General features: G+C 70.4%; 26 protein-coding genes. 16 read left to right on the plus strand and 10 right to left on the minus strand.

The window, feature by feature from the left end; genetic code table 11:
* Window positions 1–956 precede the first annotated feature (956 nt).
* The 3 genes from ACZ7SW_RS13465 to cofC are packed head-to-tail and all read right to left on the minus strand — an operon-like array spanning window position 957 to window position 5,000.
* Entirely contained in the window at window positions 957–1,904 is a 948-nt protein-coding gene (locus tag ACZ7SW_RS13465) for an NUDIX hydrolase (RefSeq protein ID WP_470230677.1), read from the minus strand.
* Complete coding sequence (locus tag ACZ7SW_RS13470) at window positions 1,901–4,312, minus strand: RNA degradosome polyphosphate kinase (protein WP_470230678.1); 2,412 nt, start codon at window positions 4,310–4,312, stop codon at window positions 1,901–1,903. The genes ACZ7SW_RS13465 and ACZ7SW_RS13470 overlap by 4 nt, the downstream gene beginning before the upstream one ends.
* 55 nt (window positions 4,313–4,367) lie before the next feature.
* Complete coding sequence (gene cofC, locus ACZ7SW_RS13475) at window positions 4,368–5,000, minus strand: 2-phospho-L-lactate guanylyltransferase (protein ID WP_470230679.1); 633 nt, start codon at window positions 4,998–5,000, stop codon at window positions 4,368–4,370.
* A 176-nt stretch (window positions 5,001–5,176) separates the two neighbouring features.
* Here cofC and ACZ7SW_RS13480 point away from each other — a divergent pair, with 176 nt between their 5' ends.
* The 3 genes from ACZ7SW_RS13480 (at window position 5,177) to ACZ7SW_RS13490 (ending at window position 7,655) form a co-directional block, all read left to right on the plus strand.
* Window positions 5,177–5,854, plus strand: coding sequence for a lysophospholipid acyltransferase family protein (locus tag ACZ7SW_RS13480; RefSeq protein WP_470230952.1), 678 nt, complete (start codon window positions 5,177–5,179; stop codon window positions 5,852–5,854).
* Complete coding sequence (locus ACZ7SW_RS13485) at window positions 5,854–6,879, plus strand: NAD(P)H-dependent glycerol-3-phosphate dehydrogenase (RefSeq protein WP_470230680.1); 1,026 nt, start codon at window positions 5,854–5,856, stop codon at window positions 6,877–6,879. Before ACZ7SW_RS13480 ends, ACZ7SW_RS13485 begins: the two co-directional genes overlap by 1 nt.
* 296 nt (window positions 6,880–7,175) lie before the next feature.
* Window positions 7,176–7,655 carry a cysteine dioxygenase gene (locus ACZ7SW_RS13490; RefSeq protein WP_470230681.1) on the plus strand — a complete coding sequence of 160 codons (480 nt, stop codon included), beginning with the start codon at window positions 7,176–7,178 and terminating at the stop codon, window positions 7,653–7,655.
* Here the strand turns inward: ACZ7SW_RS13490 and ACZ7SW_RS13495 are convergent, their stop codons facing one another.
* From ACZ7SW_RS13495 to ACZ7SW_RS13505, 3 genes are read right to left on the minus strand one after another with little or no spacing between them, the layout of a single operon-like run.
* Entirely contained in the window at window positions 7,656–8,642 is a 987-nt protein-coding gene (locus tag ACZ7SW_RS13495) for an asparaginase (protein ID WP_470230682.1), read from the minus strand.
* 10 nt (window positions 8,643–8,652) lie between these two features.
* Window positions 8,653–9,474 carry a class I SAM-dependent methyltransferase gene (locus ACZ7SW_RS13500; protein ID WP_470230683.1) on the minus strand — a complete coding sequence of 274 codons (822 nt, stop codon included), beginning with the start codon at window positions 9,472–9,474 and terminating at the stop codon, window positions 8,653–8,655.
* The gene (locus tag ACZ7SW_RS13505; protein ID WP_470230684.1) at window positions 9,471–9,845 is read right to left on the minus strand and encodes a VOC family protein; all 375 of its coding nucleotides are present in this window, start codon (window positions 9,843–9,845) and stop codon (window positions 9,471–9,473) included. The genes ACZ7SW_RS13500 and ACZ7SW_RS13505 overlap by 4 nt, the downstream gene beginning before the upstream one ends.
* A gap of 138 nt (window positions 9,846–9,983) precedes the next feature.
* Here ACZ7SW_RS13505 and ACZ7SW_RS13510 point away from each other — a divergent pair, with 138 nt between their 5' ends.
* Together ACZ7SW_RS13510 and ACZ7SW_RS13515 are read left to right on the plus strand one after the other, a co-directional pair.
* Window positions 9,984–10,685 carry a response regulator transcription factor gene (locus ACZ7SW_RS13510; RefSeq protein WP_470230685.1) on the plus strand — a complete coding sequence of 234 codons (702 nt, stop codon included), beginning with the start codon at window positions 9,984–9,986 and terminating at the stop codon, window positions 10,683–10,685.
* Entirely contained in the window at window positions 10,682–12,133 is a 1,452-nt protein-coding gene (locus tag ACZ7SW_RS13515) for a sensor histidine kinase (protein ID WP_470230686.1), read from the plus strand. Before ACZ7SW_RS13510 ends, ACZ7SW_RS13515 begins: the two co-directional genes overlap by 4 nt.
* Here the strand turns inward: ACZ7SW_RS13515 and ACZ7SW_RS13520 are convergent.
* On the minus strand, window positions 12,105–12,779 hold the full coding sequence (locus ACZ7SW_RS13520) for a pyridoxamine 5'-phosphate oxidase family protein (RefSeq protein WP_470230687.1): 675 nt from the start codon (window positions 12,777–12,779) through the stop codon (window positions 12,105–12,107). The genes ACZ7SW_RS13515 and ACZ7SW_RS13520 overlap by 29 nt on opposite strands.
* Window positions 12,780–12,868: 89 nt before the next feature.
* Here ACZ7SW_RS13520 and pdxR point away from each other — a divergent pair, with 89 nt between their 5' ends.
* The 4 genes from pdxR (at window position 12,869) to ACZ7SW_RS13540 (ending at window position 17,760) form a co-directional block, all read left to right on the plus strand.
* The gene (gene pdxR, locus ACZ7SW_RS13525; protein ID WP_470230688.1) at window positions 12,869–14,239 is read left to right on the plus strand and encodes a MocR-like pyridoxine biosynthesis transcription factor PdxR; all 1,371 of its coding nucleotides are present in this window, start codon (window positions 12,869–12,871) and stop codon (window positions 14,237–14,239) included.
* A gap of 71 nt (window positions 14,240–14,310) precedes the next feature.
* The gene (locus tag ACZ7SW_RS13530; protein ID WP_470230689.1) at window positions 14,311–15,141 is read left to right on the plus strand and encodes a hypothetical protein; all 831 of its coding nucleotides are present in this window, start codon (window positions 14,311–14,313) and stop codon (window positions 15,139–15,141) included.
* Between the two features lie 134 nt (window positions 15,142–15,275).
* The gene (locus ACZ7SW_RS13535; RefSeq protein WP_470230690.1) at window positions 15,276–16,373 is read left to right on the plus strand and encodes a D-alanine--D-alanine ligase family protein; all 1,098 of its coding nucleotides are present in this window, start codon (window positions 15,276–15,278) and stop codon (window positions 16,371–16,373) included.
* A 46-nt stretch (window positions 16,374–16,419) separates the two neighbouring features.
* A complete protein-coding gene (locus tag ACZ7SW_RS13540) occupies window positions 16,420–17,760 on the plus strand; it encodes an MFS transporter (protein WP_470230691.1) in 1,341 nt (446 codons plus the stop codon).
* Here ACZ7SW_RS13540 and ACZ7SW_RS13545 read toward each other — a convergent pair.
* Complete coding sequence (locus ACZ7SW_RS13545; RefSeq protein ID WP_470230692.1) at window positions 17,741–18,280, minus strand: DUF3515 domain-containing protein; 540 nt, start codon at window positions 18,278–18,280, stop codon at window positions 17,741–17,743. The two genes, ACZ7SW_RS13540 and ACZ7SW_RS13545, sit on opposite strands and share 20 nt — an antisense overlap.
* A gap of 19 nt (window positions 18,281–18,299) precedes the next feature.
* Window positions 18,300–18,533 (minus strand): Lrp/AsnC ligand binding domain-containing protein, encoded by a 234-nt coding sequence (locus tag ACZ7SW_RS13550; protein ID WP_009074118.1) that lies wholly within the window; start codon window positions 18,531–18,533, stop codon window positions 18,300–18,302.
* 137 nt (window positions 18,534–18,670) lie between these two features.
* On the opposite strand from ACZ7SW_RS13550, the gene ACZ7SW_RS13555 reads away from it, so the two are divergent.
* The 5 genes from ACZ7SW_RS13555 (at window position 18,671) to ACZ7SW_RS13575 (ending at window position 22,258) form a co-directional block, all read left to right on the plus strand.
* Window positions 18,671–19,630, plus strand: a complete 960-nt coding sequence (locus tag ACZ7SW_RS13555) for a thiamine-phosphate kinase (RefSeq protein ID WP_470230693.1) — start codon at window positions 18,671–18,673, stop codon at window positions 19,628–19,630.
* Window positions 19,631–19,650: 20 nt separating this feature from the next.
* The gene (locus ACZ7SW_RS13560) at window positions 19,651–20,130 is read left to right on the plus strand and encodes a GNAT family N-acetyltransferase (protein WP_470230694.1); all 480 of its coding nucleotides are present in this window, start codon (window positions 19,651–19,653) and stop codon (window positions 20,128–20,130) included.
* Between the two features lie 26 nt (window positions 20,131–20,156).
* The gene (locus tag ACZ7SW_RS13565; RefSeq protein WP_470230695.1) at window positions 20,157–20,687 is read left to right on the plus strand and encodes a gamma carbonic anhydrase family protein; all 531 of its coding nucleotides are present in this window, start codon (window positions 20,157–20,159) and stop codon (window positions 20,685–20,687) included.
* 31 nt (window positions 20,688–20,718) lie between these two features.
* The gene (locus ACZ7SW_RS13570; RefSeq protein ID WP_470230696.1) at window positions 20,719–21,396 is read left to right on the plus strand and encodes a uracil-DNA glycosylase; all 678 of its coding nucleotides are present in this window, start codon (window positions 20,719–20,721) and stop codon (window positions 21,394–21,396) included.
* A 73-nt stretch (window positions 21,397–21,469) separates the two neighbouring features.
* The gene (locus tag ACZ7SW_RS13575; RefSeq protein ID WP_470230697.1) at window positions 21,470–22,258 is read left to right on the plus strand and encodes an alpha/beta fold hydrolase; all 789 of its coding nucleotides are present in this window, start codon (window positions 21,470–21,472) and stop codon (window positions 22,256–22,258) included.
* A 52-nt stretch (window positions 22,259–22,310) separates the two neighbouring features.
* On the opposite strand, the gene rpmB is transcribed toward ACZ7SW_RS13575, so the two are convergent.
* Window positions 22,311–22,502 (minus strand): 50S ribosomal protein L28, encoded by a 192-nt coding sequence (gene rpmB, locus ACZ7SW_RS13580; protein ID WP_009074135.1) that lies wholly within the window; start codon window positions 22,500–22,502, stop codon window positions 22,311–22,313.
* Between the two features lie 134 nt (window positions 22,503–22,636).
* Between rpmB and ACZ7SW_RS13585 the strand changes: the two genes are divergently transcribed.
* Together ACZ7SW_RS13585 and recG are read left to right on the plus strand one after the other, a co-directional pair.
* Entirely contained in the window at window positions 22,637–24,223 is a 1,587-nt protein-coding gene (locus tag ACZ7SW_RS13585; RefSeq protein WP_470230698.1) for a DAK2 domain-containing protein, read from the plus strand.
* Window positions 24,224–24,225: 2 nt separating this feature from the next.
* Complete coding sequence (gene recG / locus ACZ7SW_RS13590; protein WP_470230699.1) at window positions 24,226–26,379, plus strand: ATP-dependent DNA helicase RecG; 2,154 nt, start codon at window positions 24,226–24,228, stop codon at window positions 26,377–26,379.
* The last annotated feature ends 102 nt before the right edge of the window (window positions 26,380–26,481 follow it).

Raw genomic sequence — 26,481 nt, forward strand, 5'->3', positions numbered from 1 at the left:
GATTGACGGGTGGGGGATGAGTTGGTTGCTGGGGTTCCGGCTGGGCGTGGTGGCTCGGGGTTGGTGGGCTGGGCGTGGAGTTTGTGTGCTGGCGTTTCGGGGTTCGGGCCGGGTGTGGCGGCTCGGGCTTGGCGGGCGGAACGTGGAGCTGTTGTGCTGGGGTTTCGGCGTTCCGGCTTGATGCGGCGGCTTGGGGTTGGCGGCGGGGGATGGGTTGGTTGCTGGGGTTTCGGCTGGGCGTGGTGGCTCGGACTTGGCGGGCTGGGCGTGCAGTTGTTGTGCTGGCGTTTCGGGGTTCGGGCCGGGTGTGGCGGCTCGGGCTTGGCGGGCGGGAGACGAGTTGTTGTGCTGCCGTCTCGGGGTTCCGGCTGGCCGCGGCGGCTTGAGCCTGGCAAACGGGGAGAGGCGTTGTCGTCCTGGTGCATGGCGGGCTGCGGGGCCGGACGGAGCGGCTGAGCCGTTGTGATCGCAGGGTTTCCGGGCGAGGCGAGACGGCGCGGTGGACAAGCCGGGGCGAGGAGCGGCCGGATCGCCCGGCGGACAAGCATGCGGAGATCGGGAATCCGCCGCACCGCAAGGGGTGGCGCGGCCTCGATCCGGAAGAGCTTGCGGCAGCGGGAAGACAGCGTTTCCCGAGGTAGGCGGGCTGTGAAGGCGGCGAAAAGAACCCGCCGGATTGCTGATAAGACAGCAGTTCCAGGCCGTCCTGACCCGCGCCGAGACGGGCCGGGAAGGCAATCGAATACGGCCCCGAGAGCTAATCGACGCCCGGAGATAAATCCCCGCCGGGGGTAATTAAACCCCTCGAACCTGTCTCGGACGTCGCTTATGCCGGGACCCGGCGATAAGTCCTGAGCGCCGCTGAGCAATACCGGTCTCTATAGAATCCGAGGCTCGTCGAATGGAGACGAGAAGGGCCCGGCGCGGCCGAAGCGACGCCGGGCCCCGCGAAAAGATCAGCCTGCCGCAGGCACCGGGGCGGGAAGCGGGCTCGGGTAGTAATCCGCGCCCACCAGAACCGGTCCGTCGTCGCCGGGAGAGAACGACAGGACCCACAGCGAGCCCTTCTTGCTCGGCACCACCCCGTCGCGGGCGGCGGGCAGTTCCAGGCCGTCCCGGTCCGCCAGTGCGCTCACCAGGTCCGGGATCACCCCGCCCTGGCTGCTGATCAGCGGAGTGCCCCCGTCGGCCGCGATCGCCAGCAGGCGGCGGATTCCCAGCAGCGGGTCGGGCCAGTAGCCCTCCTCCGACAGCAACGGCTCGTGCCGCACCTCGACGCCGAGTGCGTCCGCGACGCCGCCGACGGTCTGCACGCACCGCAGCCGCGGCGCGGAGAACACCCGGTCGGGGCCGAAGAGCGGCAGCAGGTCCCGCAGCGCCGCCGCTTGGCGCTGACCGGCCTCCGACAGCGGACGCAGGTCGTCGTCGCCGGTCCAGTCTTCGCGTTTGCCTGCTTTGGCGTGGCGCACCAGCAACACGGTCGTCGGCGCGGGCGGGAGGGCGCAGAACTCGCGCAGCACCCGGACATCAGCCGGCCGGGTCAGCAACTGCTCGGCCGCGATCGGGTCCAGCCAGCGCAGTTCGTCGACCTCTTCATTGGGCTCGAAGGCCCCGGAAACGGCTTCGCCGCTGAAGTAGTCGACGCTCTTGCGCAGCAGCCGCCCGTTGTTCTTCGCGGGCACCTCGTACCTCGTCTGCGCGACATAGCGGCCCAGCACCGCGCGGAACCCGGTCTCCTCGGCGATCTCGCGCACCGCGGTGGCCGCGATCGTCTCGCCGGGGTCGACCTTTCCCTTCGGCAGCGACCAATCGTCGTAGCGGGGCCGGTGCACGAGGGCGACCTCGAACCCGGCCCCGGCGCGGCGCCACAGCACCGCGCCGGCGGCCCGGACGTCCACGCTCATCCGACGGCCCCGTGCCGCTTCGCGAGTTCGAGCTGATGGTCGCGCACCTGCGAACCGGCGGCCGGGAACGGCTGCCATTCGCCCGAGGAACTGAGCACCCAGCAGCGCGTGTGCGGGTCGAGCGCCGAATCGAACACGTCGTCCAGCTGCCGCGTCAGCCTCGGGTCCTTGACCCGCACCAGCGCCTCGATCCGGCGGTCGAGGTTGCGGTGCATCATGTCCGCGCTGCCGATCCAGTGCGTGCCGCCCGCGCGGAAGTGGAACATCCGCGAATGCTCGAGGAACCGGCCGAGGATCGAGCGGACGCGGATGTTCTCGCTCAGTCCCTCGACGCCCGGCTTCAGCGAGCAGATCCCGCGCACCACCACGTCGACCGGAACCCCGGCCTGCGAAGCGTGGTAGAGCGCGTCGATCACCTGCTCGTCGACGAGCGAGTTGCACTTGATCCGGATGCCCGCTTCGAGCCCGGCGCGCGCGAGTTCGATCTCCTCGCCGATCGCGCGCACGATGCCGCGGCGGATGCCGTGCGGCGACGTGAGGATCGTGCGGTAGGTGTCCTGGCGCGAGTAGCCGGTGAGGACGTTGAACAGATCGGTGATGTCCGCGCCGATGCTCGGGTCCGCGGTGAGCAGGCCGAGGTCTTCGTACAGCCGCGCGGTCTTCGGGTTGTAGTTGCCGGTGCCGATGTGGCAGTAGCGGCGGATGGTCGAACCCTCCTGCCGCACCACCATCGACACCTTGCAGTGCGTTTTGAGGCCCACCAAGCCGTACACGACGTGCACGCCCGCGCGTTCCAGCGTGCGCGCCCAGGTGATGTTGGCCTGCTCGTCGAACCGCGCCTTGATCTCCACCAGCGCCACGACCTGCTTGCCCGCCTCGGCGGCGTCGATCAGCGCGTCCACGATCGGCGAATCGCCCGACGTCCGGTACAGCGTCTGCTTGATCGCCAGCACCTTCGAATCGGCCGCGGCCTGTTCGATGAACCGCTGCACGCTCGTGGAGAACGAGTCGTACGGGTGGTGCACCAGGACATCGCCTTCGCGCAGCGTCGCGAAAACGCTCTTGGGCGTCTCGCGTTCGCCGAACGCCGGATGCGTCGCGGGCACGAACGGCCGGTCCTTCAACTCCTTGCGGTCGACCCCGGCCAGCTGGAACAGGCAGGTGAGGTCGAGCAGCCCGGGCACCTCGACGACGTCCTCGGGATCGACTTCCAGCTCGCGCAGCAGCAGTTCGAGCATGTGCTCGCTCATGTCCTGCGCGACCTCGAGCCGCACCGGCGGGCCGAACCGGCGCTGCGCCAGCTCGCGTTCCAGCGCCTGCAACAGGTCCTCGTCGCGGTCTTCCTCGACCTCGAAGTCGGCGTTGCGGGTGACGCGGAAGACGTGGTGCTCGGTCACCTCCATGCCGGTGAACAGATCGCTCAGGTGCGCGGAGATGAGTTCCTCGAGCGGCAGGAAGGTGGCTGCCCGGGTGGCGCGTTCGGTTTCCACGCGCATCAGCCGCGGCACGTTGCTCGGCACCTTCACGCGCGCGAACCGTTCGAGCCCGCCTTGCGGATCCCGCACGGTGACCGCGAGGTTGAGCGACAGCCCCGAGATGTACGGGAACGGGTGCGCCGGGTCGACCGCGAGCGGCGTGAGCACCGGGAAGATCTGCTCGGAGAAGTAGCTCGACAGCCGGAGCTGGTCGGCTCCGGAGAGGTCGGCCCAGCCGACGATCCGGATGTCCTGCTCGGCCAGCTGCGGGCGCAGGTGGTCCTCGAACGCGGCGGTGTGCCGCTCGACCAGGTCCTGGTTGCGCTTGGCGATGTAGTCCAGCTGTTCGCGCGGCGTGAGCCCGTCCGCGCTGCGCACCGACAGGCCGGTGCCGTCGCGCCGTTTCAGCCCGGCGACCCGGACCATGTAGAACTCGTCCAAATTGGACGCGAAAATGGCGAGGAACTTGGCCCGTTCGAGCAGCGGCTGCGATTCGTCCTCGGCCAGCGCGAGCACGCGGGCGTTGAAGTCGAGCCAGGAGAGCTCGCGGTTGAAATAACGGTCGTCGGGAAGCGACTCGACGGCGGTGGGCGCGGACGTGACGGCGGGAGGGGCCGAGGGAACGGAGCGGAATTCCTCGCCGCTCTCGGTCGTGGTCCGGCGCGATCGCACGGCGGCGGGCGGCGCGGCGGGCTTCTTCGCGGTGGTGCGCAGCGCGCTCGAAGCGGAGGTCTTGCGCTTGGCCGGTTTGGCGTTGTCTTCCGAAGCCGCCTTGGGTTTCGCCCGACGGGCCGCGGCGGCGTCGTTGTTCCCGCGCGAGGTCGCCTTCCCTCCCGCGGTGCGCGGGGCCGGGGACGAGGGGGATGCGCTGCTGCCGCTCTTCACGCGCCGCCGGGCCGGAGTGCTGCCGTCTTCTGTGCTCACGCTGCCCATTGTTCACTACGAAGCCGCGGTTTGCGCAGGCCGCGATGAAGGTCGAGTGAACACGTCAGCGCGAATGGGCCCGTTCGGCCGGGAGCAATGCCGCGGTGCGCTTCCCGAGACCGAGCTTCGCGGCGTGGCGGAGATCATCTTCGGTGTCCACGTCGCTGCGCAGCGACGGCAACGCTTGGGTGAGCGGAATCGCACCGGACGCGCGATGCAGTTCCGCGGAGCCGGAGCCGAACCGCGGGTCGAGAGGTTTGCCCGGCGCGGACAGCAACAGCGTGGTCCCGGTGCCCTGCCGGTCGAACACCACCGCGCGGCGGCCCGCGGCTTCGGTCAGCGCCTGCTCCAGATCCACCGCGCGCAACGCGGGGAGATCCGCTTGGATCGCGCCGACTACTCCGTCCGGCGCGTCCGCGCGCAGCAGCTCCGCGCCGTGCCGCAACGCTTCGTTGAGCCCGCCGCCCGCGGGCTCGGCGACCAGTTCGACGCCGAGACCGGCCAATTCGGACAGCGCGGCAGGCTCGGCGGTGACGACGAGCACGCGCCGGACCCCGGCGACCGACGTGACCGCGGCCAGGGTGTCGCAGGCCAGCGCCAGCACCAGCTCCGCGTGCCGGTGCGCGGCGACCGCCCCGCGCAGCCGGGACTTGCCCGTGCCCGGCGGTTTCAGCGGCATGACCAGGTCTGCGTCCACCTGTCCATCTTTACCCGAAACCGGCCGCGCGCGCGGGTGAGCGCACCCTCCCTGGACTGCGCGAACCGGCGCGCGGCAGGATCACCCGGAGCAGAGGCGACCCGAGGAGGAGAACTGTGGCACGGCGTGAGAAGGGCGGATTCTGGGTGGGGCTGGCCGCCGCCGCGTTCTACCCGATGACCGCGATCGGCAAGCGGGTGTACCTCGGAGCGGAGAAAATCCCCCGGCAAGGGCCCGCGGTGCTGGTGATGAACCACATCTCGCACCTCGACCCGCCGGTCGACGCGGTGTTCGTGCACCGGCAGAAGCGGGTGCCGCGGTTCTTCCTCAAGGCGAGCCTGAAGGACGTGCCGGTCTTCGGCCGGATCGTGACCGGGTCCGGGCAGATCCCGGTGGCACGCGGGTCGAGCGCGGCGGGCGACAGCCTCAAGGCCGCGCACCAGGCGCTCGAAGACGGCAAGGTCATCGTGATCTACCCCGAGGGCACCATCACGAAGGACCCGCTGGGCTGGCCGAAAGAGGCCTACAGCGGCGCGGCGCGGCTGGCGCTGCAGAACGACGTGCCGGTGATCCCGATCGCGCGCTGGGGCACGAACCAGATCTTCAACGGCTACACCAAGAAGTTCACGCCGTTCCCGCGCAAGACGGTGACGCACCTGGTCGGGGATCCGATCGACCTGTCGCGGTTCCGCGGCGGGAACCCGCGCAGCGCCTCGACGCTGCGCGAGGTCACCGCGGTGATGATGGACGAGGTCACCCGTCTGCTGGCGGAGATCCGGCACGAGGAACCGCCCGTCAAGAAGCCGGAAACGGACACCGGGACCGAGACGAAGAAGCCGGAGGACGGTGCCTGATGGCGGGTTTCGCCGCTGACGTGCAACGGGTCACCGTGCTCGGCGCGGGTTCGTGGGGCACCGCGTTCGCGAAGGTGCTCGGCGACGCAGGCCGGGACGTGACGATGTGGGCGCGGCGGGAAAGCGTCGCGGAGGAGATCCGGGAGCGGCACACCAACGAGTCGTATCTGCCGGGAACGACGCTGCCGGAGCGGATCACCGCGACGGCCGACGCGGCCGCGGCGCTGGACGGCGCGCAGGCCGTGGTGCTCGGGGTGCCGAGCCAGAGCCTGCGCGCGAACCTCACCGGCTGGCAGCCGCTGCTGCCGCCGGACGCGATCCTGGTCAGCCTGGCCAAAGGCGTGGAACTGGGCACGCTCAAGCGGATGAGCGAGGTGATCGCCGAACTCGCTCGCGTCGCGCCGGGCGAGATCGTGGTGGTGTCCGGGCCGAACCTGGCCCGCGAGATCGCCGAGGGACAGCCTGCCGCCGCGGTGCTCGCGTGTGCCGATCACGAGCGGGCGAAAGCGGTGCAGCAGGCGACGTCGAACCAGTATTTCCGGCCCTACACCAACACCGACGTGGTGGGCTGCGAGCTGGGCGGCGCGTGCAAGAACGTGATCGCGCTCAGCTGCGGGATGGCCGCCGGGATGGGCCTTGGCGCGAACACGATGGCGACGCTCATCACGCGCGGCCTCGCCGAAATGGCGCGGCTCGGCGCGAAACTCGGCGCGGACCCGCTGACCTTCGCCGGTCTCGCCGGGCTCGGCGACCTGGTCGCGACGTGCTCCTCGCCGTTGTCGCGCAACCGCACCTTCGGCGAACGGCTCGGCCGCGGCGAAACGCTGGCCGAGGCGCAGGCGGCGACCGGCGGGCAGGTCGCGGAGGGCGTCGCGTCGTGCTCGTCGATCCGCGAACTGGCGCAGCGGCACGGGGCCGACATGCCGATCACGGAAGCGATGTACCGGGTGTGCCACGAGGGCGTCGACCCTCGGCAGGCGGGCGCGGAGCTGCTCGGACGGTCGCGGAAGCCGGAGTGGCGCTGAGCCTCGTGCGTGGCGGCGCCGGTTAGCACCGGGATTGCCGCTCACGAGGTCGGGACGGGCCTGGGCGGGCACCGGGGAGTGTGAACCCGCGCTCACCGGAGCGGTCCAGGGGATGAGACGGGTTGACCGGGCGGTCCGGGGCTGGTTCTCTGTGCGGCATGCTGACGTGCCAGATGACGATGCGGCCGGGGTCTTCCGACCTGCGCCCCGTCATGGGCGTGTCGTGTCGCTGTTGTCGGTGAACCTAGCCCCGGCCCAGCTCGACACCCATCTTCTTCCCGTGAGGACTTCTTTTCATGTTCGCCGTTCCGGACAACACCCTGCTTCGTCCCGAGAACCCCGCCCTGCGCCACCCGGTCCGCGTCGCCGTCGACGTGGCCGCCGACCGGGAACGCTGGGGAGCCCTGTTGCGCTACGACCCCGACGAGCGGTTCTCGGCGCTGGTCGAACGCACTGAGGACCAGGAGATCTGGCTGCTCAGCTGGCTTCCCGGCCAGTACACCGACCTGCACGACCACGCCTTCTCGACCGGTGCGTTCACCGTCGTCTCGGGCAGGCTGACCGAAACCGTCTCGCGGCGCGCCCCGGGCGGGCGCGCGGTGACCGAGGTGCACGGGCTGTCCGCCGGGCAGTCGCGGGTGTTCGGGCCGGGCTACGTGCACGAGGTGCGCAACGACGGCCCGGACCCGGCGATCAGCGTGCACGTCTACCGCCAGGGCGGCCGGCAGATGCGGTCGTACCAGGCGAATCCGGTGGACGGCCCGTCCCGGCTGTGATCAGCGGTCGAGGTCGCCGCGCAGCCTGAACTGCCGCTCGATCTCTTCCCGGCCGACGCCCGCCGCCAGCAGAACCTGCAGCAGGATCCGCGATTTCCGCGGGCACAGCCAGCCCGCCATCGTCGCGCCCATGCGGATCAGGCTCGATTCGGAGCCGTGGAACCCGTACGTGCTGCGGAAAGTCGGGCCCGCGCCGGTCCGGGACGCGACGACGACCGGCACCTCAGCGGCCGCGATCACGTCCGCCGTCGCCGTCGACACGTGCCCCACGCCGTTGGCCGCGACCACGACGCCGCGCGCACCGCCCTTGAGAACCATCGACAGCAATTCGCCCGAATCGTCGAGCCCTGATTCCAGCAGCGGAACGAGATCGACCTTCTCGGCTCCCGGCAGCACCGGCAAACGCGGCGGCGACGGGTGGAAGTAATGCACCGCTGCTTCCGCGACCATGCCGAGCGGACCCGCGGGCCGCGACGAAAACGTTTCGACGTGGCTGGAATGCGTTTTCCGCACCCACCGCGCGGCGTGCACGTCGTCGTTGAACGCGACCAGCGCGCCCCGGCCGCGGCTGCGCGGATCGGCGGCGACGGTGAGCGCGGCGAGGATGTTCGCCTGGCCGTCCGGGCTGGGCAGGCTCGGATTCCGCATCGCGCCGGTGATCACCACCGGCGCGTCGGACGGCCACGTGAGGTCGAACAGGTACGCCGTTTCCTCCAGCGTGTCCGTGCCCTGCACCACCACGAAACCGTCCGCGCCCGCCTCGATCTGCTCGAGGCCCCATTGCCGGGTCCGCGCGAGCGTCGCGTAGTCCATCGACGAACTCGACAACCCGGCGAGCGTCGCCGCGGTGACCTCCATCGGCAGCCGGGAACCGAGGTCTCCCAGCAGGTCCTCGGCGCTCAGCCGCGGCACGACGCCGTCTTCGATCGAACGTCCGGGAGCCATCGAGATGGTGCCGCCCAGCGCGGCGACGGCGATGCGAGTCATGCCCCGCACTCTATGCGGGGCGCCGCGCCTGCAGGGTGTAGCTCGCGGCGATCCGGCGCGGGTTGCCGCGCAGCCGCCATTCGCCGTTCCCGGCCTCTTCCATCTCGTGCGGCAGCGCGTTCCACGCCGCGGTGTCGTGCTCGGTCAGCCCGGTCAGGATCAGGTCCTGGTCGAGCAGCGCGGTGACGATCTCGCCGAGCGAATGGTTCCAGCTGTGCGTGGTCGTCGTCTTCACCGGTTCGTCCGTGTCGACGTAGGTGGTGTCGTCGCTGAACACGAGGGGTTCGTCGTGCTCGAAGTAGTCGTACTTCGGCCACGCGCGTTCGGATTCTTCGTCGAGCGTCCACAGCATCGGGTGGCCTTCGCGCAGGAAAAGCCGTCCGCCCGGCCGCAGCAGCCGCGCGACGACCTCCGCCCACGGCGCGATCTTCGGCAGCCAGCAGAGCGCGCCGATCCCGGTGTACACCAGGTCGAACTCGTTCTCCCCGAAGACTTTCACCGCGTCGTAGACATTCGCCTCGTGGTAGTCGATGTCCGCGCCGGTGGCGTCCGCGAGCTTGCGCGCCTCGGCGAGCGACGCCGGGGAAAGGTCCAGACCAGAGACCTTGGCCCCGAGCCGGTGCAGCGACAGCGTGTCCGTGCCGATGTGGCACTGCAGGTGCACGGTGCGCAGCCCGGAAACGTCGCCGAGGCGCGGCTGGTCGAAGCGCACGATCTGGCTCAGGTGCGCGGGATCGGCCTTGAACTTGTCGAACTCGTAGTACGCCGAGCGCGCGTGGATCGGCGCCCGGTCGTCCCAGTTGGCGCGGTTGATCTCGAACGAATCGGTCACGCCATCTCCGCCGCGCTGCGCTGCACGCAGAACTCGTTGCCTTCCGGGTCCTGCAAAACGACCCAGCCGCTGCCGTTCTCGCGGCGATGGTCGGAATGCAGCGTCGCGCCGAGCTCGAGCAGCCGCTGCACCTCTTCGTCGCGGGTCCCGTCGTCCGGCTTCAGGCAGACGTGCAGCCGGTTCTTGATCGTCTTGGGCTCCGGAACGGCGATGAACAGCAACGTGACGCCGGAATCGAGCGTGACGCCGATCTCCGGGTCGCCTTGCCGGTCGTCCTCGCCGACCGGGCGGCCGGTCACCTTGGTCCAGAATTGAGCCAGTTCCCACGGGTCGGCGCAGTCGACGGTGATGTTGTCCACGTACGAAGTCATCGGGCTCCTTGTGCCAGGGTTGCTGCCGGTTCGGAGTCTGCCCGGATTGCCCGAAGCGCGCGAGCGCTTTCCTGTCGAGTAGCTGTCAGCTGGGGGTTCGGCTCGCGCGCCCGCGCGGACGTCGCGGAGGATGGCAGGGTGGAGAACCCGAACCCGGTGCGGCTGCTCGTCGTGGACGACGAGCCGCACATCGCCGACCTGGTCGCGACCGTCGCCCGTTACGAGGGCTGGCAGGCCGTCACGGCCGGGTGCGGCGCCGACGCGCTCGCGCGCGCCGCGGAGTTCGCTCCCGACATCGTCGTACTCGACCTCATGCTGCCCGATTTCGACGGTTTCACCGTGCTCGACAAGCTGCGCGAGAAGCACGACACGGTCCCGGTCGTTTTCCTGACCGCGAAGGACGCGACCGCCGACCGTATCGCCGGTCTCACCCGTGGGGGTGACGACTACCTCGTCAAGCCGTTCTCCGTCGAGGAATTGATGGCGCGGCTGCGCGCGGTGCTGCGACGGACGTCCGAAAAACCGGAGACCCGCACGGTTGTACTGCAGGTGGGCGACCTCACGTTGGACGAGGAGACGCACGAAGTCCGCCGCGGCGGTCAGCTCGCCGAACTGACTCCGACCGAGTACGAGCTGCTGCGTTACCTGATGCGGCGCTCGCCGGCGGTGCTCACGAAGGCGCAGATTCTCGATCACGTGTGGGAGTACGACTTCGGCGGACGGTCCAATGTGGTCGAACTCGCGATCTCGCGGTTGCGGCGCAAGCTCGACACCGAGGCGGAACCGCTGATCCACACCGTGCGCGGCGTCGGGTACTCCGTGCGACAGGCGGAGCGGTGAACCGGATCGGGCGCTGGGCTCGCCGGTGGTACCGGGCTTGGCGCGCATCGAGGCTGGGCACGCGGCTGGCGTTCGGGCTGGGCGCGCTTTCGCTGGTGGTGTTCGCGATCGTCGGCGCGCTGACCGTCGAGCTGATGCACGACTACCTCAACCGGCGCCTCGACGAGCAGCTCAAGACCAGCCAGGTCGCGCAGGTGCCGCATCTGCGCGAATCGAAGGACAATCCGGAAGCCGTCTACTCCTGGTACTCGGCGGTTTTCGACGTGCGGGAAGGACATGCCGTCCCGCAGCCGGGCAGCACGCTGCCCAACGACGTCCGGCCGCTGGCGCAGGTCGCCGAAGAGGCGGTCGGCGGCGACCTTTTCCGCACGATCGCCTTGCCGGGCCAAGGTTCTTACCGCGTGCGGGCCTGTCCGGTGGCCACCTCTCAGACCGGGACCGGCACCGTGCTGCTGAGCGCCGCGCCGCAGGCCGACCTCGACAACACTGTGCAGCAGTTGATGTTGATCGAAGTGCTCGCGTTCCTGATCGCGCTGGCGATTCTCGTCGTCGCCGGGCGAGTGGTGCTGCGGCGTGGATTGCGTCCGTTGTCGGACATGGCTGGTACCGCGCACGACATTGCTTCGCACGACCTCACCGCCACTGCGGATTTGCCAGTGCGCGCGTCCGGCACTGGCGGCGGTGCGGAGGTGGAGGAGCTGCGGACGGCGTTCAACTTGATGTTGAGCCACATCGAGTCCTCGCTGGCCGCGCGTACCGAGGCGAACGATCGGCTGCGCCGGTTTGTCGCTGATGCTTCGCATGAACTGCGCACACCGTTGACGTCGATCCGCGGCTACGCCGATCTTTTCCGTTACGCCGCCGCGAATGAGCCCGAGGAGCGCGAGGCACACCTGGAGAAGATCCGGGCCGAGACCGCGCGGATGAGCGTGCTGGTGGACGATTTGCTGCTGCTCGCCCGTCTTGACGCGCGTGACGTCGAACCGCCGGTGCGTCCGCGGCGAATGGATCTCACCGAGATCGCCGCGGCGGCCGCGGACGCGTTCCGGGCCGGTCGTCCGGGGTATCCGCTGACGGTGTCGATTCCGGAGGAACCGGTGCTGCTGCACGCGGATCCGGCGCGGCTGCGGCAAGTCCTGGACAACCTGCTCGCGAACGCTGCGGTGCATACGGCCGAAGGAACTCCGGTCGAGCTGGCGGTGACGGTGACCGGCGGAATGGCCGTCGCCACCGTCACCGATGCCGGGCCGGGGATTTCGCCGGAGGACCAGCAGCGGATTTTCGACCGGTTCTACCGCGTCGACAACTCCCGCACCCGGGCCGCTGGCGGCACCGGGCTGGGGTTGTCGGTGGTGCATTCGCTGGTGGTCGAGCACGGTGGGACGGTTTCGCTGGACAGCCGCCCCGGCCGGACGGTGTTTATCGTGAAGTTGCCGCTGTCTTCGTGACGCGTGCGGTGACGTGTTCGGGCACGGTCCAGTCCGAGGGCAGGTCAGCGGACGGTTCCGGTTCGCCGAACACCGTGCGCACCGGCAACACCCCAGCCCAAGCGGCGTTCGCCGTGACGTCTTCCGGTTCGTCGTCGGGTCCTTCGGCGCGAAGCTTCACCGACGCTTCGGTCAGGTCGAGCGCGATGACCGAAACCGCGGCGAACTCCTTCTTGTTCACCGCGCGCGCGTGTTCCCACGAACCGGGGGAGAGGTGGTCGGTGAGCACGTGCAGGCCGCGCATCTTCTCGTCCGGGTCGGTCACCAGCCGGGCCCGGCCGAGGATCACCGCGCTGCGGTAGTTGACCGAGTGGTTGTTCACCGAGCGGCAATAGACGATGCCGTCGAGCAGGGTCACCGTCACGCAGACGTCAGTTTCCCCGGCGGCGGCTCGCAGACTGGCCGCGCCCGTGGAACCATGCAAGTACAGGGTGTCGCCGTCGCGGCCGTATCCGGTGGGCAGCACCAGCGGGACGCCGTCGCGGACCACGCCGAGGTGGCAGATCAGCGCCTCGTCGAGCACAGCGTGCAGCGCGGCGCGCTCGCTGGCGGCGCGGTGGCGTTTGCGGCCGAGCGTGGTGCGTTCGGTGGGCGAAAGGCTGCTCATGCGTTCAGTGTGCGGCGGGCAAGTGGCTACGTTGAATGTCCACTTCTTCTACACTTGAGAAGTCCACTTCGCTGTTACGGAGGTCCGCCGTGTCCTACGCCGACACCGCCCTGCCGGTCAGTCTCGACCGCGACGCGGCCACCCCGCTGGCCGTGCAGCTGGCCGACGCGCTGCGCGAAGCCGCGGCCGGCGGGCACCTCCGCGGCGGCGATCGGCTGCCGTCCACGCGCGCGCTGGCCGAACGGCTCGGTGTCTCGCGCACGGTCACTTCCGCCGCGTACGAGCAACTTCACGCGGAGGGCTGGATCGCCGGGCGACACGGCTCCGGCACCTATGTGACCACTCCGCCGACCCGTGCCGCCGCGTCCGTCACGGTGCCCGGTTCGCTCCTCGCGGAGCCGGAATCGAGCCCGGTGCTCGACCTCACGCCGGGCGCGCCGTGGGCTGGCGGACTCGACCGCGCGGCGTGGCGGCGAGCGTGGCGGGCAGCCGCCGATCCCGAGCCGCTCACGCGCGCGCATCGCGCCGGGCTGCCGGAATACCGCGCGACTGTGTCGGAACACCTGCTGCGCCACCGCGGTCTGGCCGCGGGCTCGGTGCTCGCGACCGGCGGTACCACCGCGGCTGTCGTGGAACTCGCTGCAGCGGTGTTGCGCCGAGGCGCGGTCGTCGCCTTCGAAGAACCGGGTTATCAGCGTGCGGTGCAAGCGTTCCGGCAGGCCGGGCTCACCGTCGTGGGTGTGCCGGTGGACGAGGAAGGCCTGCGTCCGGACGCGATTCCCGCCGGTGCGCGCGCGGTTTACTGCTCGCCCGCGCATCAATACCCGATGGGCAGCCGGATGAGCGCGGCCCGGCGCGTGCAGCTCGTGGAACGTGCTCGGGCGGAAGGCATGCTGGTCATCGAGGACGACTACGACGGCGAGCTGCGCTTCGACGTCGCCCCGCTGCCGATGCTGGCCGCGCTCGCCCCGGATGTCGTCGTGCACCTCGGGACCACCAGCAAAATCCTCACCCCGACGCTCGGCGCGGGCTGGCTCGTCGCGCCCGCCGCGGTGGCTGATTCCGTTCTGGCGTACCGAGATCTCACCGGCACGCGTCCGTCGCCGGCGGGACAGCGGGTGCTGGTCGAACTGGCCCGGACCGGCGATCTGGGACGGCATCTGCGGAAGCTGCGCCGGGAAATGGCCGAACGCCGGACGGTTCTGGTGGCCGCGCTGTCGACCGCCGGGATCCCGTTCGTCGGCGACGACGCCGGTGCGCATCTGGTGGTGCCGACGGAAAGCGCGGAGGCGGAGGCACAGTTGATCGCGGCGGCGGAACGGCATGCGATCCGGCTCGACGGGTTGGCGCGCCATTTCGCCGGAACGCCGACGGTGCACGGCATCGCGCTCGGGTACGCGGGCTGCTCGCGAGAGGCGTTGATGGCCGCGGTGCCGACGCTGGTCGATCTTCTCCGCTGAACCGGGGGCCAGCCTCACCTTCGGTCCGCTGGTCAGCTTCATGGTGCCGGATCCGCTGCTCCGCGAGGCTTTTGCCAATCAGTTCGGAGCGGCACTGTGACGACCGGCGCGGTCGGCTCCGACGTGACGCCGCAGTCGCCGTTTCTCCTTGGCTCGCTGAGCAAATCGTTCACCGCACTGGCCGTGATGCGAAGCGCACCGTCGACCTCTACGAGCCGGAAACCACGCTGGAGCACGGGGTCCGCGCACTCGCCGACGCCCGCCGCGAGGGCCTGATCGAGGGCTCGTCGGCGCTGTTCGGGCTGAACGTGCCGATGGAAACGCCGGATTTCCCCGGCGCCCGGCCTGACAGCTACCTGGTTTCCACCGCCGAGGACCTCAGCCACTACCTGACCTTCCAGATGACCGGCGGCTACCGTGGCATCCGCCCGCTGTCCGCCGACAGTCTGCGGTTGATGCACAGCACGGCGGTCCCGACCGGCGAAGACCACGCGATCGACGGCATCGACCACTACGGATTCGGCTGGGGAACCGGCACTCTCCACGGCCAGCCGGTGGTCCGGCACGACGGTGATCTGACCCGCACCCTCGCGATGCTCGCGGGCACACCGGCCCCGGAAGTCGGCAACGGCTTCCTGCTGACCCACGGCGTCATCGACGGCGTCGCCCTCCTGGCCCTGGTCGCGATGGTCTTGGCGACCCACCGACAGCTCCGCCGCGCTCGGAAGCTGCCGGACCTCCTGCGCGACAAGGGTTTCCGCCGGGCGGCAGTGCGCCCGCTGGTCGGACATCTGGTGGCAGCGGCGGCGGTGTTCGTCGGCTCAGCTACGGCGGCTGGTTGCCGTTGGACGTGGCGTTCCAGACGCTGCCGAACTTCACCGTCCTCGTGCTGGCCGCGATGACGTTCCTGGTGGTGTGCGGGACGGTGTGGTTAGCACTGGCCTCGGCCCGCCGGACTCGCCGACCAGCGGCTCGACCAGCGCAGACACCCCCGGCGCGCGCTGACGGCGAGGCTCACCCGGTACGGTGACCGGCTATGAGCGCTGAAAAGATCCGGGTCGCGGTCGTGTTCGGTGGCCGCAGCAGCGAGCACACCATCTCGTGCCTGTCCGCGGGCAGTGTGATCTCGAACCTGGATCCGGATCGCTTCGAGGTGCTCCCGGTCGGCGTCACGCCGAGCGGCGGCTGGGTGCTCGGCACCGGCGACCCGAAGCAGCTCAGCATCCAGGGCCGCGAGCTGCCGACGGTCGAGTCCGGCCGCGCGCTCGTGCTCGCCGGTGACCCGACCAGCCGTGAACTGCGCACCGTCGACCCGGGCCAGGCCACCGAGGTGCTCGGCACCGTCGACGTCGTTTTCCCGGTGCTGCACGGCGCCTTCGGCGAGGACGGCACCATCCAGGGCCTGCTCGAACTCGCCGACATTCCCTACGTCGGCCCCGGCGTGCTCGCCAGCGCGGCGGCGATGGACAAGGAATACGCGAAGAAGCTGCTCGCCGCGGAAGGGCTGCCGGTCGGCACCTACGCCGCGCTGCGCCGCGGACAGTCCACTTTGGCCGAACCGGACCGGGAACGCCTTGGCCTGCCGGTGTTCGTGAAGCCCTCGCGCGCCGGTTCGTCGGTCGGCATCTCCCGCGTCGCGGACTGGGCCGGCCTGGACGCCGCGATCGAGCTGGCCCGGCGCACCGACCCGAAGGTGCTCGTCGAGGCCGCGGTGCGCGGGCGCGAGGTCGAATGCGGCGTGCTGGAGTTCCCGGACGGCCGCGTCGAGGCGTCGCTCCCGGCCGAGATCCGGGTGCTCGCCGAGGGCGAGGACGCCTGGTACGACTTCGAAACCAAGTACCTCGGCGAGGACGCCGAGCTGGACATCCCGGCCAAACTGGACGACGCGCTCACCGACCGGCTGCGCGCGATGGCCGTCGAGGCGTTCCGCGCGCTCGACTGCCAGGGGCTGGCCCGCGTCGACTTCTTCGTGACCGAGGAGGGCGACCTGGTGATCAATGAGGTCAACACGATGCCCGGCTTCACCACGAAGTCCGCCTACCCGAAGATGTGGGAGGTGACCGGGGTGGACTATCCGACGTTGTTGTCGACGCTGATCGACACCGCGCTCGCCCGGGGCACCGGCCTGCGCTGACGATCGAACCCGGACCCCTGGCCCGGGAGGGAAAGGGAACCAGCGCGTGCAGATCGCATCCCGGCTCGACCGGCTCCCGGTCACCCGGCGGCACCGGTACTTCGTGGCAGTGGTCGGCATCGCCACCTTCTTCGACCTCTACGACCTGTTCCTCGCCGCGACCATCAGCACCGTCCTCACCAAGGAGTTCGGCGTCACCCCGACGACGCTGAAGTACGTCCTGGCGTCGGCGTTCGTCGGCGCCTTCGTGGGCGCGGTGTTCCTCGGCAGGCTGGCCGACCGCTTCGGCCGGCGGCGCGCGTTCCTGCTCACCCTCGGCCTGTACTCGGTGTTCACGCTGCTCGGCGCGTTCAGCACCGACGTGTGGATGCTGGTGATCTGCCGTTTCATCGCCGGGATCGGCATCGGCGCGGAACTGCCGGTCGCCGACGCTTATCTCGCCGACCTGCTGCCCGCCCGCGCTCGCGGCCGCGCGACAGCCTGGGCTTACACGATCGGCTTCTGCGGTGTCCCGGCCGCCGGATTCCTCGCCCGCGCGCTCGTCGGCCACGCACCGCTCGGCATCGACGGCTGGCGCTGGCTGTTCGTGATCGGCGCGTTGGGCGCGGCGGTCGTGTGGGCGTTGCGGTTCACGCTGCCGGAATCGCCGCGTTGGCTTGCCGCACAAGGCAGAATCGGCGAAGCGGACGAGGTCGTGCGCAAGCTCGAGGCGAGCGCGCCGCAGCCGTTGCCCGAACCGGAGCCGGAACCGCCCGCGCCCGAACCGGTGAGTGCCTCGGCGTTGCTGCGGCCGCCATGGTTCCGCCGCACAGCGATGCTGTACGTGTTCCAGCTGCTGCAGTCGTTCGGCTACTACGGTTTCGGCTCGCTGGTGCCGATTGTGCTGGCGGCCAAGGGTTTCGGCCTCGTCAGCTCGCTGACCTTCGCCGCGCTCACCTTCCTCGGCTATCCGATCGGCTCCGCGCTGTCCATCCCGATCATCGAACGGCTGGAACGCAAGTGGCTGATCGTCGCGAGCGCGGCGGCGATGGCGGTGTTCGGGCTGGCGTTCGGCTACGCCACGTCCGGTGTGCTGATCGCGGTGTTCGGGTTCTGCTACACCGCGGTCAGCAACGTCTTCTCCAACGCCTTCCACACCTACCAGGGCGAACTGTTCCCGACGTCGCTGCGCGGCACCGCGGCCGGCTCGGCCTACGCGCTGTCCCGGCTGGCGACGGCCGCGATGCCGTTCGTGCTGCTGCCGATCCTGCACTCGGCGGGCGCGACGACGATGTTCGCCGTGGTCGCGGGTGCGATGGTGCTGCTGATGATCGACGTGGCGGTGCTCGGGCCGCGCACCACCGGCGAATCGCTGGAGACGATCGCGGCTAGAACTTCAACGGCTTGACCGGCAGCTTCGCCGCGATCGCGTCCGAAATGGCCTGCAGCGGACCCGTTCCCGCGCTCGCCGGGACGGTCAGCGCCAGGTAGACCGGCCGGTCGACGGCGTACCAGGTGGCGGAATCGCCCTGCTCGATCTGCAGCCACTGCACCTTGTTGACCACGCGCAGCGGCGAGGTCTGGGTGAGGTCCGGCGGGCGTTCGAGGCCGCAGCGCAGCACGACCGGATCGGGTTCGCCCCACGCGACGGTGGCCTTCGGCGCGGGTTCGGCGAGCGTGCGCGGCGACAGTTCCTTGCCGTTCGACGTGAGCGTGGCCGGGATCCCGGCGATCAGCTTCGCGCAGTCCGGCGACCCGGCCTGCGGCGCGGGAACGGAAACGAGCGCGAGCGGCTGGTTCGGGCCGGGCTGTCCGGAGGAGCTCTTCGTCAGCGCGACGACCGCGACCGCGACCGCCAGCGCGGCCACGAGCAACGACGCGGTGACGAGGACGACCTTCGGCGGGGCCCCGGTGTCGGTGTCTGCCACCGCCTCAGTGGACCACGGCTCAGAGATGGACGACCGGGCAGGTCAGCGTGCGCGTGATCCCTTCCACGTTCTGCACGCGGGCGACGACGAGCTGGCCGAGCTGGTCCACTGTGTCCGCGGCGGCGCGCACGATCACGTCGTACGGGCCGGTGACGTCCTCGGAGCTGGTCACGCCCGGGACCCCGGCGATCTCCGCAGCCACCGCGGCCGCCTTGCCGACCTCGGTCTGGATGAGGATGTATGCGTGGACCACGGCGTGCCCTTTCGTCGGTGGCGATCGAGTCGAGGTAGGAACGGTGTAGGCAACGTAGCGCCAGCCCTGGGAAAAACCTAGGGGATCCGATAGTCGGTGGCCGATCCGACACAGGCGAGGGAAACAGGAGGTGACCGGTGTCACCGGACGAGCACTCGGTGGCCGGGACGGGCGAATTCGGCCTGATCCGGCGGGTCACCGAAGGACGCGCGCAGCCCGCGTCGACATTGCTGGGCCCCGGCGACGACGCGGCGGTCGTCGCCGCGCCGGACGGCCGCGTGGTCGTGACGACCGACGTGCTGGTGCACGGCGTGCACTTCCGGCTCGACTGGTCGAGCCCGGAACAGGCGGGCCGCAAGGCGGTCGCGGTGAATCTGTCCGACATCGCGGCGATGGGAGCGAAACCGACGTCGGTGGTCGTCGGGCTGGCGTGCCCGGCCGACACCCCGGCGCGGGTCGTGACCGAGATCATGGACGGCATGTGGGCCGAGGCGAAGACGGCGGGCATCGGGGTGTCCGGCGGCGATCTCGTGAGCGCGGACCAGCTCGTGATCAGCGTCACCGCATTGGGCGATCTCGAGGACCGCGAACCGGTGACCCGCTCCGGCGCGCGCCCCGGCGACGTGCTCGCGGTGTGCGGACGGCTCGGCTGGGCCGCGGCCGGGCTCGCGGTGCTGCGCCGCGGATTCCGGTCGCCGGTCGGCGTGGTGAACGCGCAGCGCTGCCCGGAACCGCCGTATGCGGCCGGTCCGCAGGCCGCGCTCGCCGGCGCGACCGCGATGATGGACATCTCCGACGGCCTGCTCGCCGATCTCGCGCACCTGGCCGCGGCGTCCGAGGTCGGGCTCGACGTGCAGACCGCGTCGCTGGAGGTGTCGACGCGGCTCAAGGAGGTCGGCAGCGCGCTGGGCGCGGACCCGCTGCAGTGGGTGCTGACCGGCGGCGAGGACCACGCGCTGGTCGCGACGTTCCCGCCGTTCGACGACCTGCCCGAGGGCTGGCGCAAGATCGGCGTGGTCACCATGCCCGGCTCCGGGGTCACTGTGGACGGCAAGGAGTACGACCAGCAAGGCGGCTGGGAGCACTGGCAGCAGTGATCCTTCATTAGGCTGATCGCGTGGACATCCGTGCCGTCGCCTTCGACCATCCCGACGCCGTCAAGCTGATGGCCGAGGTGCAGCTGGAGTACGTGCGCCGTTACGGCTCCGAGGACGAGACCCCGATGGACCCCGCGCAGTTCGCACCGCCGCGGGGCCTGTTTCTGGTCGGGTACCTGGACAACGTCCCGGTGGCGTCCGGCGCGTGGCGCGCGCACGACGGTCCCGCGCCGACGTTCCGGCCCGGCGACGTCGAGCTGAAACGGATGTACGTGGTCGAATCCGCGCGGGGCCGCGGGTTCGCCCGCGCGATGCTCGCCGAACTGGAACGCACCGCGATCGCCGCCGGACGCCGCCGCGTCGTGCTGGAGACGGGCACCGAACAGCCGGAGGCGATCGCCCTCTACCGTTCGTCGGGTTACGTCGAGATCCCCGCTTTCGGCTACTACGAGGACATGCCGGAAAGCCGGTACTACGGCAGGGATCTCGTCCGCGACTGACTGGCACCCACGACCCGGAGGCGGCATTGGCCATCTACGCGCTCGGCGACCTGGTCCCGACCATCCACCCGGACGCCTACGTCCATCCCGACGCCACGGTGATCGGCGACGTCCGGATCGGACCGCGCGCGTCGGTCTGGCCGCAGACGGTGCTGCGCGGCGACCACGGGTACATCGAGATCGGCGAACGCTCGAACGTGCAGGACGGCTGCGTCATCCACTGCACCGCGCGGCATCCGACGATCGTGGGCCCGTCGTCGGCGGTCGGGCACGCGGTGCACATCGAGGGCGCGAGGATCGGCACCGGCTGCCTGATCGCGTCGGGTTCGGTGGTGCTGAACGGAAGCGTGATCGAGGACGGCGGCATGGTCGGCGCGGGCGCGGTGCTGTCGTACGAGTCGACGGTCGGCACCGGCGAGATCGCGCTGGGAGTTCCGGCGAAAACGCGGCCGAACAAGTCGTTTTCGGAAGACCAGATCGCTGCGGTGGTGGATTCCTATGTCCGGCGCGGGGCCCGGTTCCGGGTCGAGTTGCGCAGGCTGGACCCGCCACAGTGACCCCGGGCATGTGCCGCTAGGCTCGCGGGCCGTGACTGGACGACCGCTGGACGAAATCGTCGAAGCCGGCTGGGCGAAGGCCCTTGAACCAGTGGCCCCGCAGGTAGCCGCGATGGGGGAGTTCCTCCGCGCCGAGATCGCCGCGGGCCGCACCTATCTTCCCGCGGGCGAGCACGTGCTGCGCGCGTTCAAGCAGCCGTTCGACGACGTTCGCGTGCTGATCGTCGGCCAGGACCCGTACCCGACGCCCGGGCACGCGGTCGGGCTGAGCTTCTCGGTGGCCCCGGACGTGCGGCCGATCCCGAAGAGCCTGATCAACATCTACCAGGAGTACTGCGAGGACCTCGGCCACCCGACGCCCGCCAACGGCGACCTGACCCCGTGGGCGGAGCAGGGCGTGCTGCTGCTGAACCGGTCGCTCACCGTGCAGCCGCACAAATCCAACTCGCACCAGGGCAAGGGCTGGGAGCAGGTCACCGAGCAAGCGATCAAGGCGCTCGCCGCGCGCGGCGGACCGCTGGTGGCGATCCTGTGGGGCCGCAACGCGCGGAACCTGCGGCCGATGCTCGGCGACGTGCCGTGCATCGAATCGGCGCACCCGAGCCCGCTCTCGGCGCGCAACGGCTTCTTCGGGTCGCGTCCGTTCAGCCGGGCGAACCAGCTTCTGGTCCAGCAGGGCGCGGAACCGCTCGACTGGAAACTTCCCTGACGCGGCGTGTCCAGTTCCGGCGATCGGCGCCGACCACCAGGGTAAGCAACGACTGAAACCCTGGAGGAACGCCATGACCGCCACCGTCACGTCCGCCGACGGCACCCCGATCGCCTTCGACACCTACGGCTCGGGTTCGCCGGTGCTGCTGGTCGGCGGCGCGGTGAACGACCGGACGACCGTCGCCGCACTGGCCGCCGTGCTGGCCGACGCGGGATTCACCGCGATCGCTTACGACCGGAGAGGCCGCGGCGACAGCGGCGACGCGCCGGTCTACGCGGTCGAGCGCGAGATCGACGACCTCGAGGTGCTGATCGAGGCCGTCGGCGGATCGGCCGCGCTGTTCGGCCACTCGTCCGGCGCGATCCTGGCCCTGGAAGCGGCGGCGCGCGGCCTGCCGGTCACGAAGGTGGCGGTGTACGAACCGCCGTTCATCGGCGACGACCGCCCGCGTCCCGCCGAGGACCTGGTCGACCGGGTCAGCGCCCGCCTCGCCGACGGCGACCGGGACGGTGCGGTCGAGCTGTTCCTGGTCGAGGGCGCCGGGACCCCGGCGGAGATCGTCGAGTCGATGAAGGCCGCGCCGGTGTGGGGCTGGTTCGTCGGCCTGGCGCACACGCTGCCCTACGACCTGACCGTCTGCGGCCGCGGCAACCGCCTGCCGACGGACCGGCTGGCGGCGATCACGGTGCCGGTGCTGTCGCTCGCGGGCGGCGAGGGGGAGGCGTGGATGCGGTCCTCCGCGAAGGCCGTCGCCGGTGCTGTCGTGCATGGCCGGTTCGAAGAGGTGCCGGGGCAGGATCACGGGGTGCTGAACGCGCCGGAGTCTCTGCGGAAGGTCCTGACGGACTTCCTGCGGTGACGAAAAAGGGGCGGGTGCCGAAGCACTCGCCCCTTTCCGAAAGCCGCTGAACTCAGCCGCGGACGACCTTGCCAGCCTTGATGCACGAGGTGCAGGCGTTCAGGCGCTTGCGCTGGGACACGCCGACCTTCGCGTGCACAACCTGGATGTTCGGGTTCCACCGGCGGTTGGTACGCCGGTGGGAGTGCGAGACCGACTTGCCGAAGCCGGGTCCCTTGCCACAGACGTCGCACACGGCAGCCACGTCGAACTCCTCTGGATATGGGACAAAGAATGCGCGCCTGAACTTGCCAGGCAACTCGACCATAGTAACGACTGGTCTCGGGGGCCTCGCCGCGGGGTCGTTACCCTCGCGGGGACCGGCTAGGAGGTTACGGGGTGCGGGTGCTGGACGCGGCGGCAGTGTCGGGCTGGGCGGCGGCCTCTGTGCGCAGCTTGGACAGGCTGCGCACGGCCATCGACGGCATCAACGTCTACCCGGTCGCGGACTCCGATACCGGCTCCAACCTGCTGTACACGATGACCGGCGCGCACGAGGCGCTCACCAGCGCGGAACCGGCCGATGCCGCTGAGGCGCTGGCGGTCCTGGCGCGCGGGGCGGTCGCGCACGCGCGGGGCAACTCGGGCGTGATCCTGTCCCAGGTCGTGCGCGGGATGGCCGACTGGGCTTCCACCGGCGGGGATCTCGACGGCGCTGGTCTCGCCGCCGCGCTCGGGCACGCGGACCAGGCCGCCACGGGCGCGGTCAGCAGGCCGGTCGCCGGGACGATGCTGACCGTCCTGCACGCTGTGGCCGCCGCCGTCCGGGGGACGTCGCGGACGTTGCCCGAGGTCGCGCGCGAGGTCGTCACCGTGGCCGCGGCGGCGCTGGAGGAGACGCCCAAGCAGTTGCCCGCGCTGGCCAAGGCCGGAGTCGTCGACGCGGGGGGCCGCGGGCTGGTCGCGGTGCTCGACGCGCTGGCCGGCGTGATCACCGGCGAAACCGAAGAACCCGGGCACGACCTGCGGGCCGTCGCTTCGCTGCCGGAGCGGGCGCCGTACGCGTGGGAGGTCATGTACTTGCTGGACGAGGTCGACGAGGCCCGGCTGCCGGCGTTGCGGAAGGAACTGAGCGGGTTCGGCGACAGCGTGACCGTGGCCGGCGACGGCTCGGGCAGCCACGCGGTGCACGTCCACTGCGCGGACATCGGCGCGGCCATCGAAGCCGGGCTGCAGCTGGGCAGGCCGCGGAAGATCCGGGTCGAACCGCTGCTCACACCGACGCCGATCGAACCGGGAGGCGGCATCGACCGGTCCGTGGTCGCGGTGGTGCGCGGCGGCGGGCTCGCAGAGCTGATGCGGGCCGAGGGCGTCGCCGTGCTGGCGGTCGCCGACGGCGAGCTTCCCAGCGTCGAGGACATGATCGGGCTGTTCAACGAGGCGGCCGGGCAGCACCTGAGCGTGCTGCCGGGCGGGCCCGACCTCACCGCGGCCGCCGACGCCGCCGCCGGGCATCCGATGGCGGGCGAGCGCGACGTCGTGGTGATCCCGTGCGCGTCGCCGGTGCAGGTGCTGGCCGCGCTCGCGGTGCACGACGGCGAGCGCCGGGTCAACGACGACGTCGTCGCGATGGCCGAGGCGGCGGCCGCGACCAGGCGTGGCGAGCTGCGGATCGCCCGCGAGGAGTCGCTAACCTGGGTGGGCCGGGCCCAGTCCGGCGACGTGATCGGTCTGGTCGACGACGAGGTGGTGCTGATCGAACCCGCCCCGGCGTCGGCGACGAATCTCGTCGCGGCCGCGGTCAGCGTGCTCAACCGGATGCTGGCGCTCGGCGGCGAGCTGGTCACCGTCCTGAGCGGGGCGGACGCCCCGCCGAGGGTGGCCGCGGAACTCGCCGAGCAACTGCGGCTGGAGCACCCCGAGGTGGAGTTGACGAGTTACGCCGGCGGTCAAAGCGACGCTGTGCTGCTGATGGGGGTCGAATAATCATGGCCGGGCTTCGCGACAAGCTCCCGCTGCTGCTGGGCGCGAAAACGGCGAAAGCGCTCTCGAGTTCGCTCGACATCGAGACGGTTTCCGATCTGCTGCGCCACTATCCGCGCCGCTACGCCGAACGCGGCGAGCTGACCGACATCGCCGGGCTGGAGCTCGGCGAGCACGCGACCGTGCTGGCGCGGATCGAGAAGATCAGCAAGCGCCGGATGAAATCCCGCAACGGCACCATCCTCGACATGGTGATCACCGACGGCAAGCGACGGCTCGCGTGCGCGTTCTTCAACCAGGCGTGGCGCGAGAAGGACCTGGCCCCCGGCAAGACCGGGCTGTTCGCGGGCAAGGTCACCGCGTTCCGGGACACGCTGCAGCTGGCCAACCCGGAGTACGAACTGCTCGACGCCGAACGCGAGGCCGAGGCGGTCGACAACTTCCTCGCCGAGATCATCCCGGTCTACCCGGCGGCGCAAGGCATGCCGACCTGGTCGATCGCCAAATGCGTGCGGCAAGTGCTGGACGTGCTGGAGGTCGGCGAGGACCCGATGCCCGACGAACTGCTCAAGCGGCACGGGCTGCCCGGCCTCGAGCGGGCGTTGCGCGGCATCCACCGCCCGGAGGACTGGGCGCACCTGGAGTCGTCGCGGCACCGGCTCAAGTGGGACGAAGCGATGGCCGTGCAGCTGATTTTCGCGCAGCGACGGCATTCCGCGGTGTCTCGTCCGGCGAAGGCGAGCCCGCACATCGACGGCGGCCTCCTCGACGCGTTCGACAAGCGCCTGCCGTTCGACCTCACCGCGGGCCAGCGCGCGATCGGCGACGAGATCGCCGCCGACATGTCGACCGAGCACCCGATGAACCGGTTGCTGCAGGGCGAGGTCGGTTCCGGCAAGACGGTGGTCGCGCTGCGGGCGATGCTGCAGGCCGTCGACTCCGGACGGCAGGCGGCGATGCTCGCGCCCACCGAGGTTTTGGCCGCGCAGCACGCGCGCTCGCTGCGCGAAATGCTCGGCGACATCGGCATGGCGGGCGAGCTCGGCGCGGCCGAGAACGCCACCCGGATCACGCTGCTCACCGGGTCGATGGGCGCGAAGGAACGCAAGAAAGCGTTGCTGGAGACGGTAAGCGGCGAGGCGGGCATCGTCGTCGGCACGCACGCGCTGATCCAGGACACCGTGCAGTTCGCCGACCTCGGGCTCGTGGTCGTGGACGAACAGCACCGGTTCGGCGTGGAGCAGCGGGATGCGTTGCGCTCCCGCGGTGCCGATTCGACGAGCCCGCACGTGCTGGTCATGACGGCGACGCCGATTCCGCGCACGGTCGCCATGACGGTCTACGGCGACCTGGAAATCTCGGCGCTGCGCGAAATGCCGGTCGGACGCTCACCGATCAAGACGACTGTCGTGCCGGTCGCGGAGAAGCCCGCGTGGTTCGACCGGGTGTGGCAGCGGGTCAGCGAGGAAGTCGGCAAGGGACACCAGGCGTACGTCGTGTGCCCGCGAATCGGCGACGAACCGCCGTCGGACAAGAGCGACAAACGGCCGCCGCTCGCGGTGCTGGACGTCGCGCCGGATCTCGCCAACGGTGCGTTGAAGGGCTTGAAGATCGCCGCCCTGCACGGCCGGATGCCGACTGACGAGAAGGACGCCGTCATGCAGGCGTTCGGCGCGGGGAAGGTCGAGGTGCTGGTCGCGACGACCGTGGTCGAGGTCGGCGTGAACGTCCCCAACGCGACGGCGATGGTCATCCTCGACGCCGACCGCTTCGGCGTGAGCCAGCTGCACCAGCTGCGCGGCCGCGTCGGACGGGGGAGCGTGCCCGGATTGTGCTTGCTGGTGACGGAAACCCTGGACGGGACTTCCACGCGCGAACGGCTGGCCGCCGTCGAGTCCACCACGGACGGTTTCGAACTGTCCCGATTGGACTTGGAACTGCGCAGGGAGGGCGACATCCTCGGGGCGGCTCAGTCGGGCAAGCGGTCCGGGCTGAAGCTGTTGTCGTTGCTGCGCGACGAGGACGTGATCACTGCGGCGCGGGCGCAGGCGCAGGAGATCGTGGAACGGGATCCGTCGCTGGCCTCGTCCGGCGGGTTGAAGCAGATGGTGGCCGACGTGGTGGACATGGAGCGCGCGGAGTACCTCGAGAAGAGCTGAGCGGCGCGGCGGTCGGCTGGGGGGAGTTGGCCTTGGCGGGAGGCGTGGCCCGGGTGGTTTCCGGGCCACGCCTTTTCGCTTAGTTGCTGCTGGGGTCCTTGC

Source organism: Amycolatopsis sp. NPDC114484 (assembly GCF_055633755.1).

What these genes read in the sequence shown, in the direction of transcription:
- ACZ7SW_RS13505 (WP_470230684.1), bottom strand. Translation starts at nt 9,845, where the DNA reads ATGACTTCGTACGTGGACAACATCACCGTCGACTGCGCCGACCCGTGG.
- ACZ7SW_RS13520 (WP_470230687.1), bottom strand. Translation starts at nt 12,779, where the DNA reads ATGAGCAGCCTTTCGCCCACCGAACGCACCACGCTCGGCCGCAAACGC.
- ACZ7SW_RS13495 (WP_470230682.1), bottom strand. Translation starts at nt 8,642, where the DNA reads ATGACTCGCATCGCCGTCGCCGCGCTGGGCGGCACCATCTCGATGGCT.
- recG (WP_470230699.1), top strand. Translation starts at nt 24,226, where the DNA reads ATGGCCGGGCTTCGCGACAAGCTCCCGCTGCTGCTGGGCGCGAAAACG.
- ACZ7SW_RS13480 (WP_470230952.1), top strand. Translation starts at nt 5,177, where the DNA reads ATGACCGCGATCGGCAAGCGGGTGTACCTCGGAGCGGAGAAAATCCCC.
- ACZ7SW_RS13485 (WP_470230680.1), top strand. Translation starts at nt 5,854, where the DNA reads ATGGCGGGTTTCGCCGCTGACGTGCAACGGGTCACCGTGCTCGGCGCG.
- ACZ7SW_RS13490 (WP_470230681.1), top strand. Translation starts at nt 7,176, where the DNA reads ATGTTCGCCGTTCCGGACAACACCCTGCTTCGTCCCGAGAACCCCGCC.
- ACZ7SW_RS13575 (WP_470230697.1), top strand. Translation starts at nt 21,470, where the DNA reads ATGACCGCCACCGTCACGTCCGCCGACGGCACCCCGATCGCCTTCGAC.
- ACZ7SW_RS13535 (WP_470230690.1), top strand. Translation starts at nt 15,276, where the DNA reads ATGAGCGCTGAAAAGATCCGGGTCGCGGTCGTGTTCGGTGGCCGCAGC.
- ACZ7SW_RS13470 (WP_470230678.1), bottom strand. Translation starts at nt 4,312, where the DNA reads ATGGGCAGCGTGAGCACAGAAGACGGCAGCACTCCGGCCCGGCGGCGC.
- ACZ7SW_RS13465 (WP_470230677.1), bottom strand. Translation starts at nt 1,904, where the DNA reads ATGAGCGTGGACGTCCGGGCCGCCGGCGCGGTGCTGTGGCGCCGCGCC.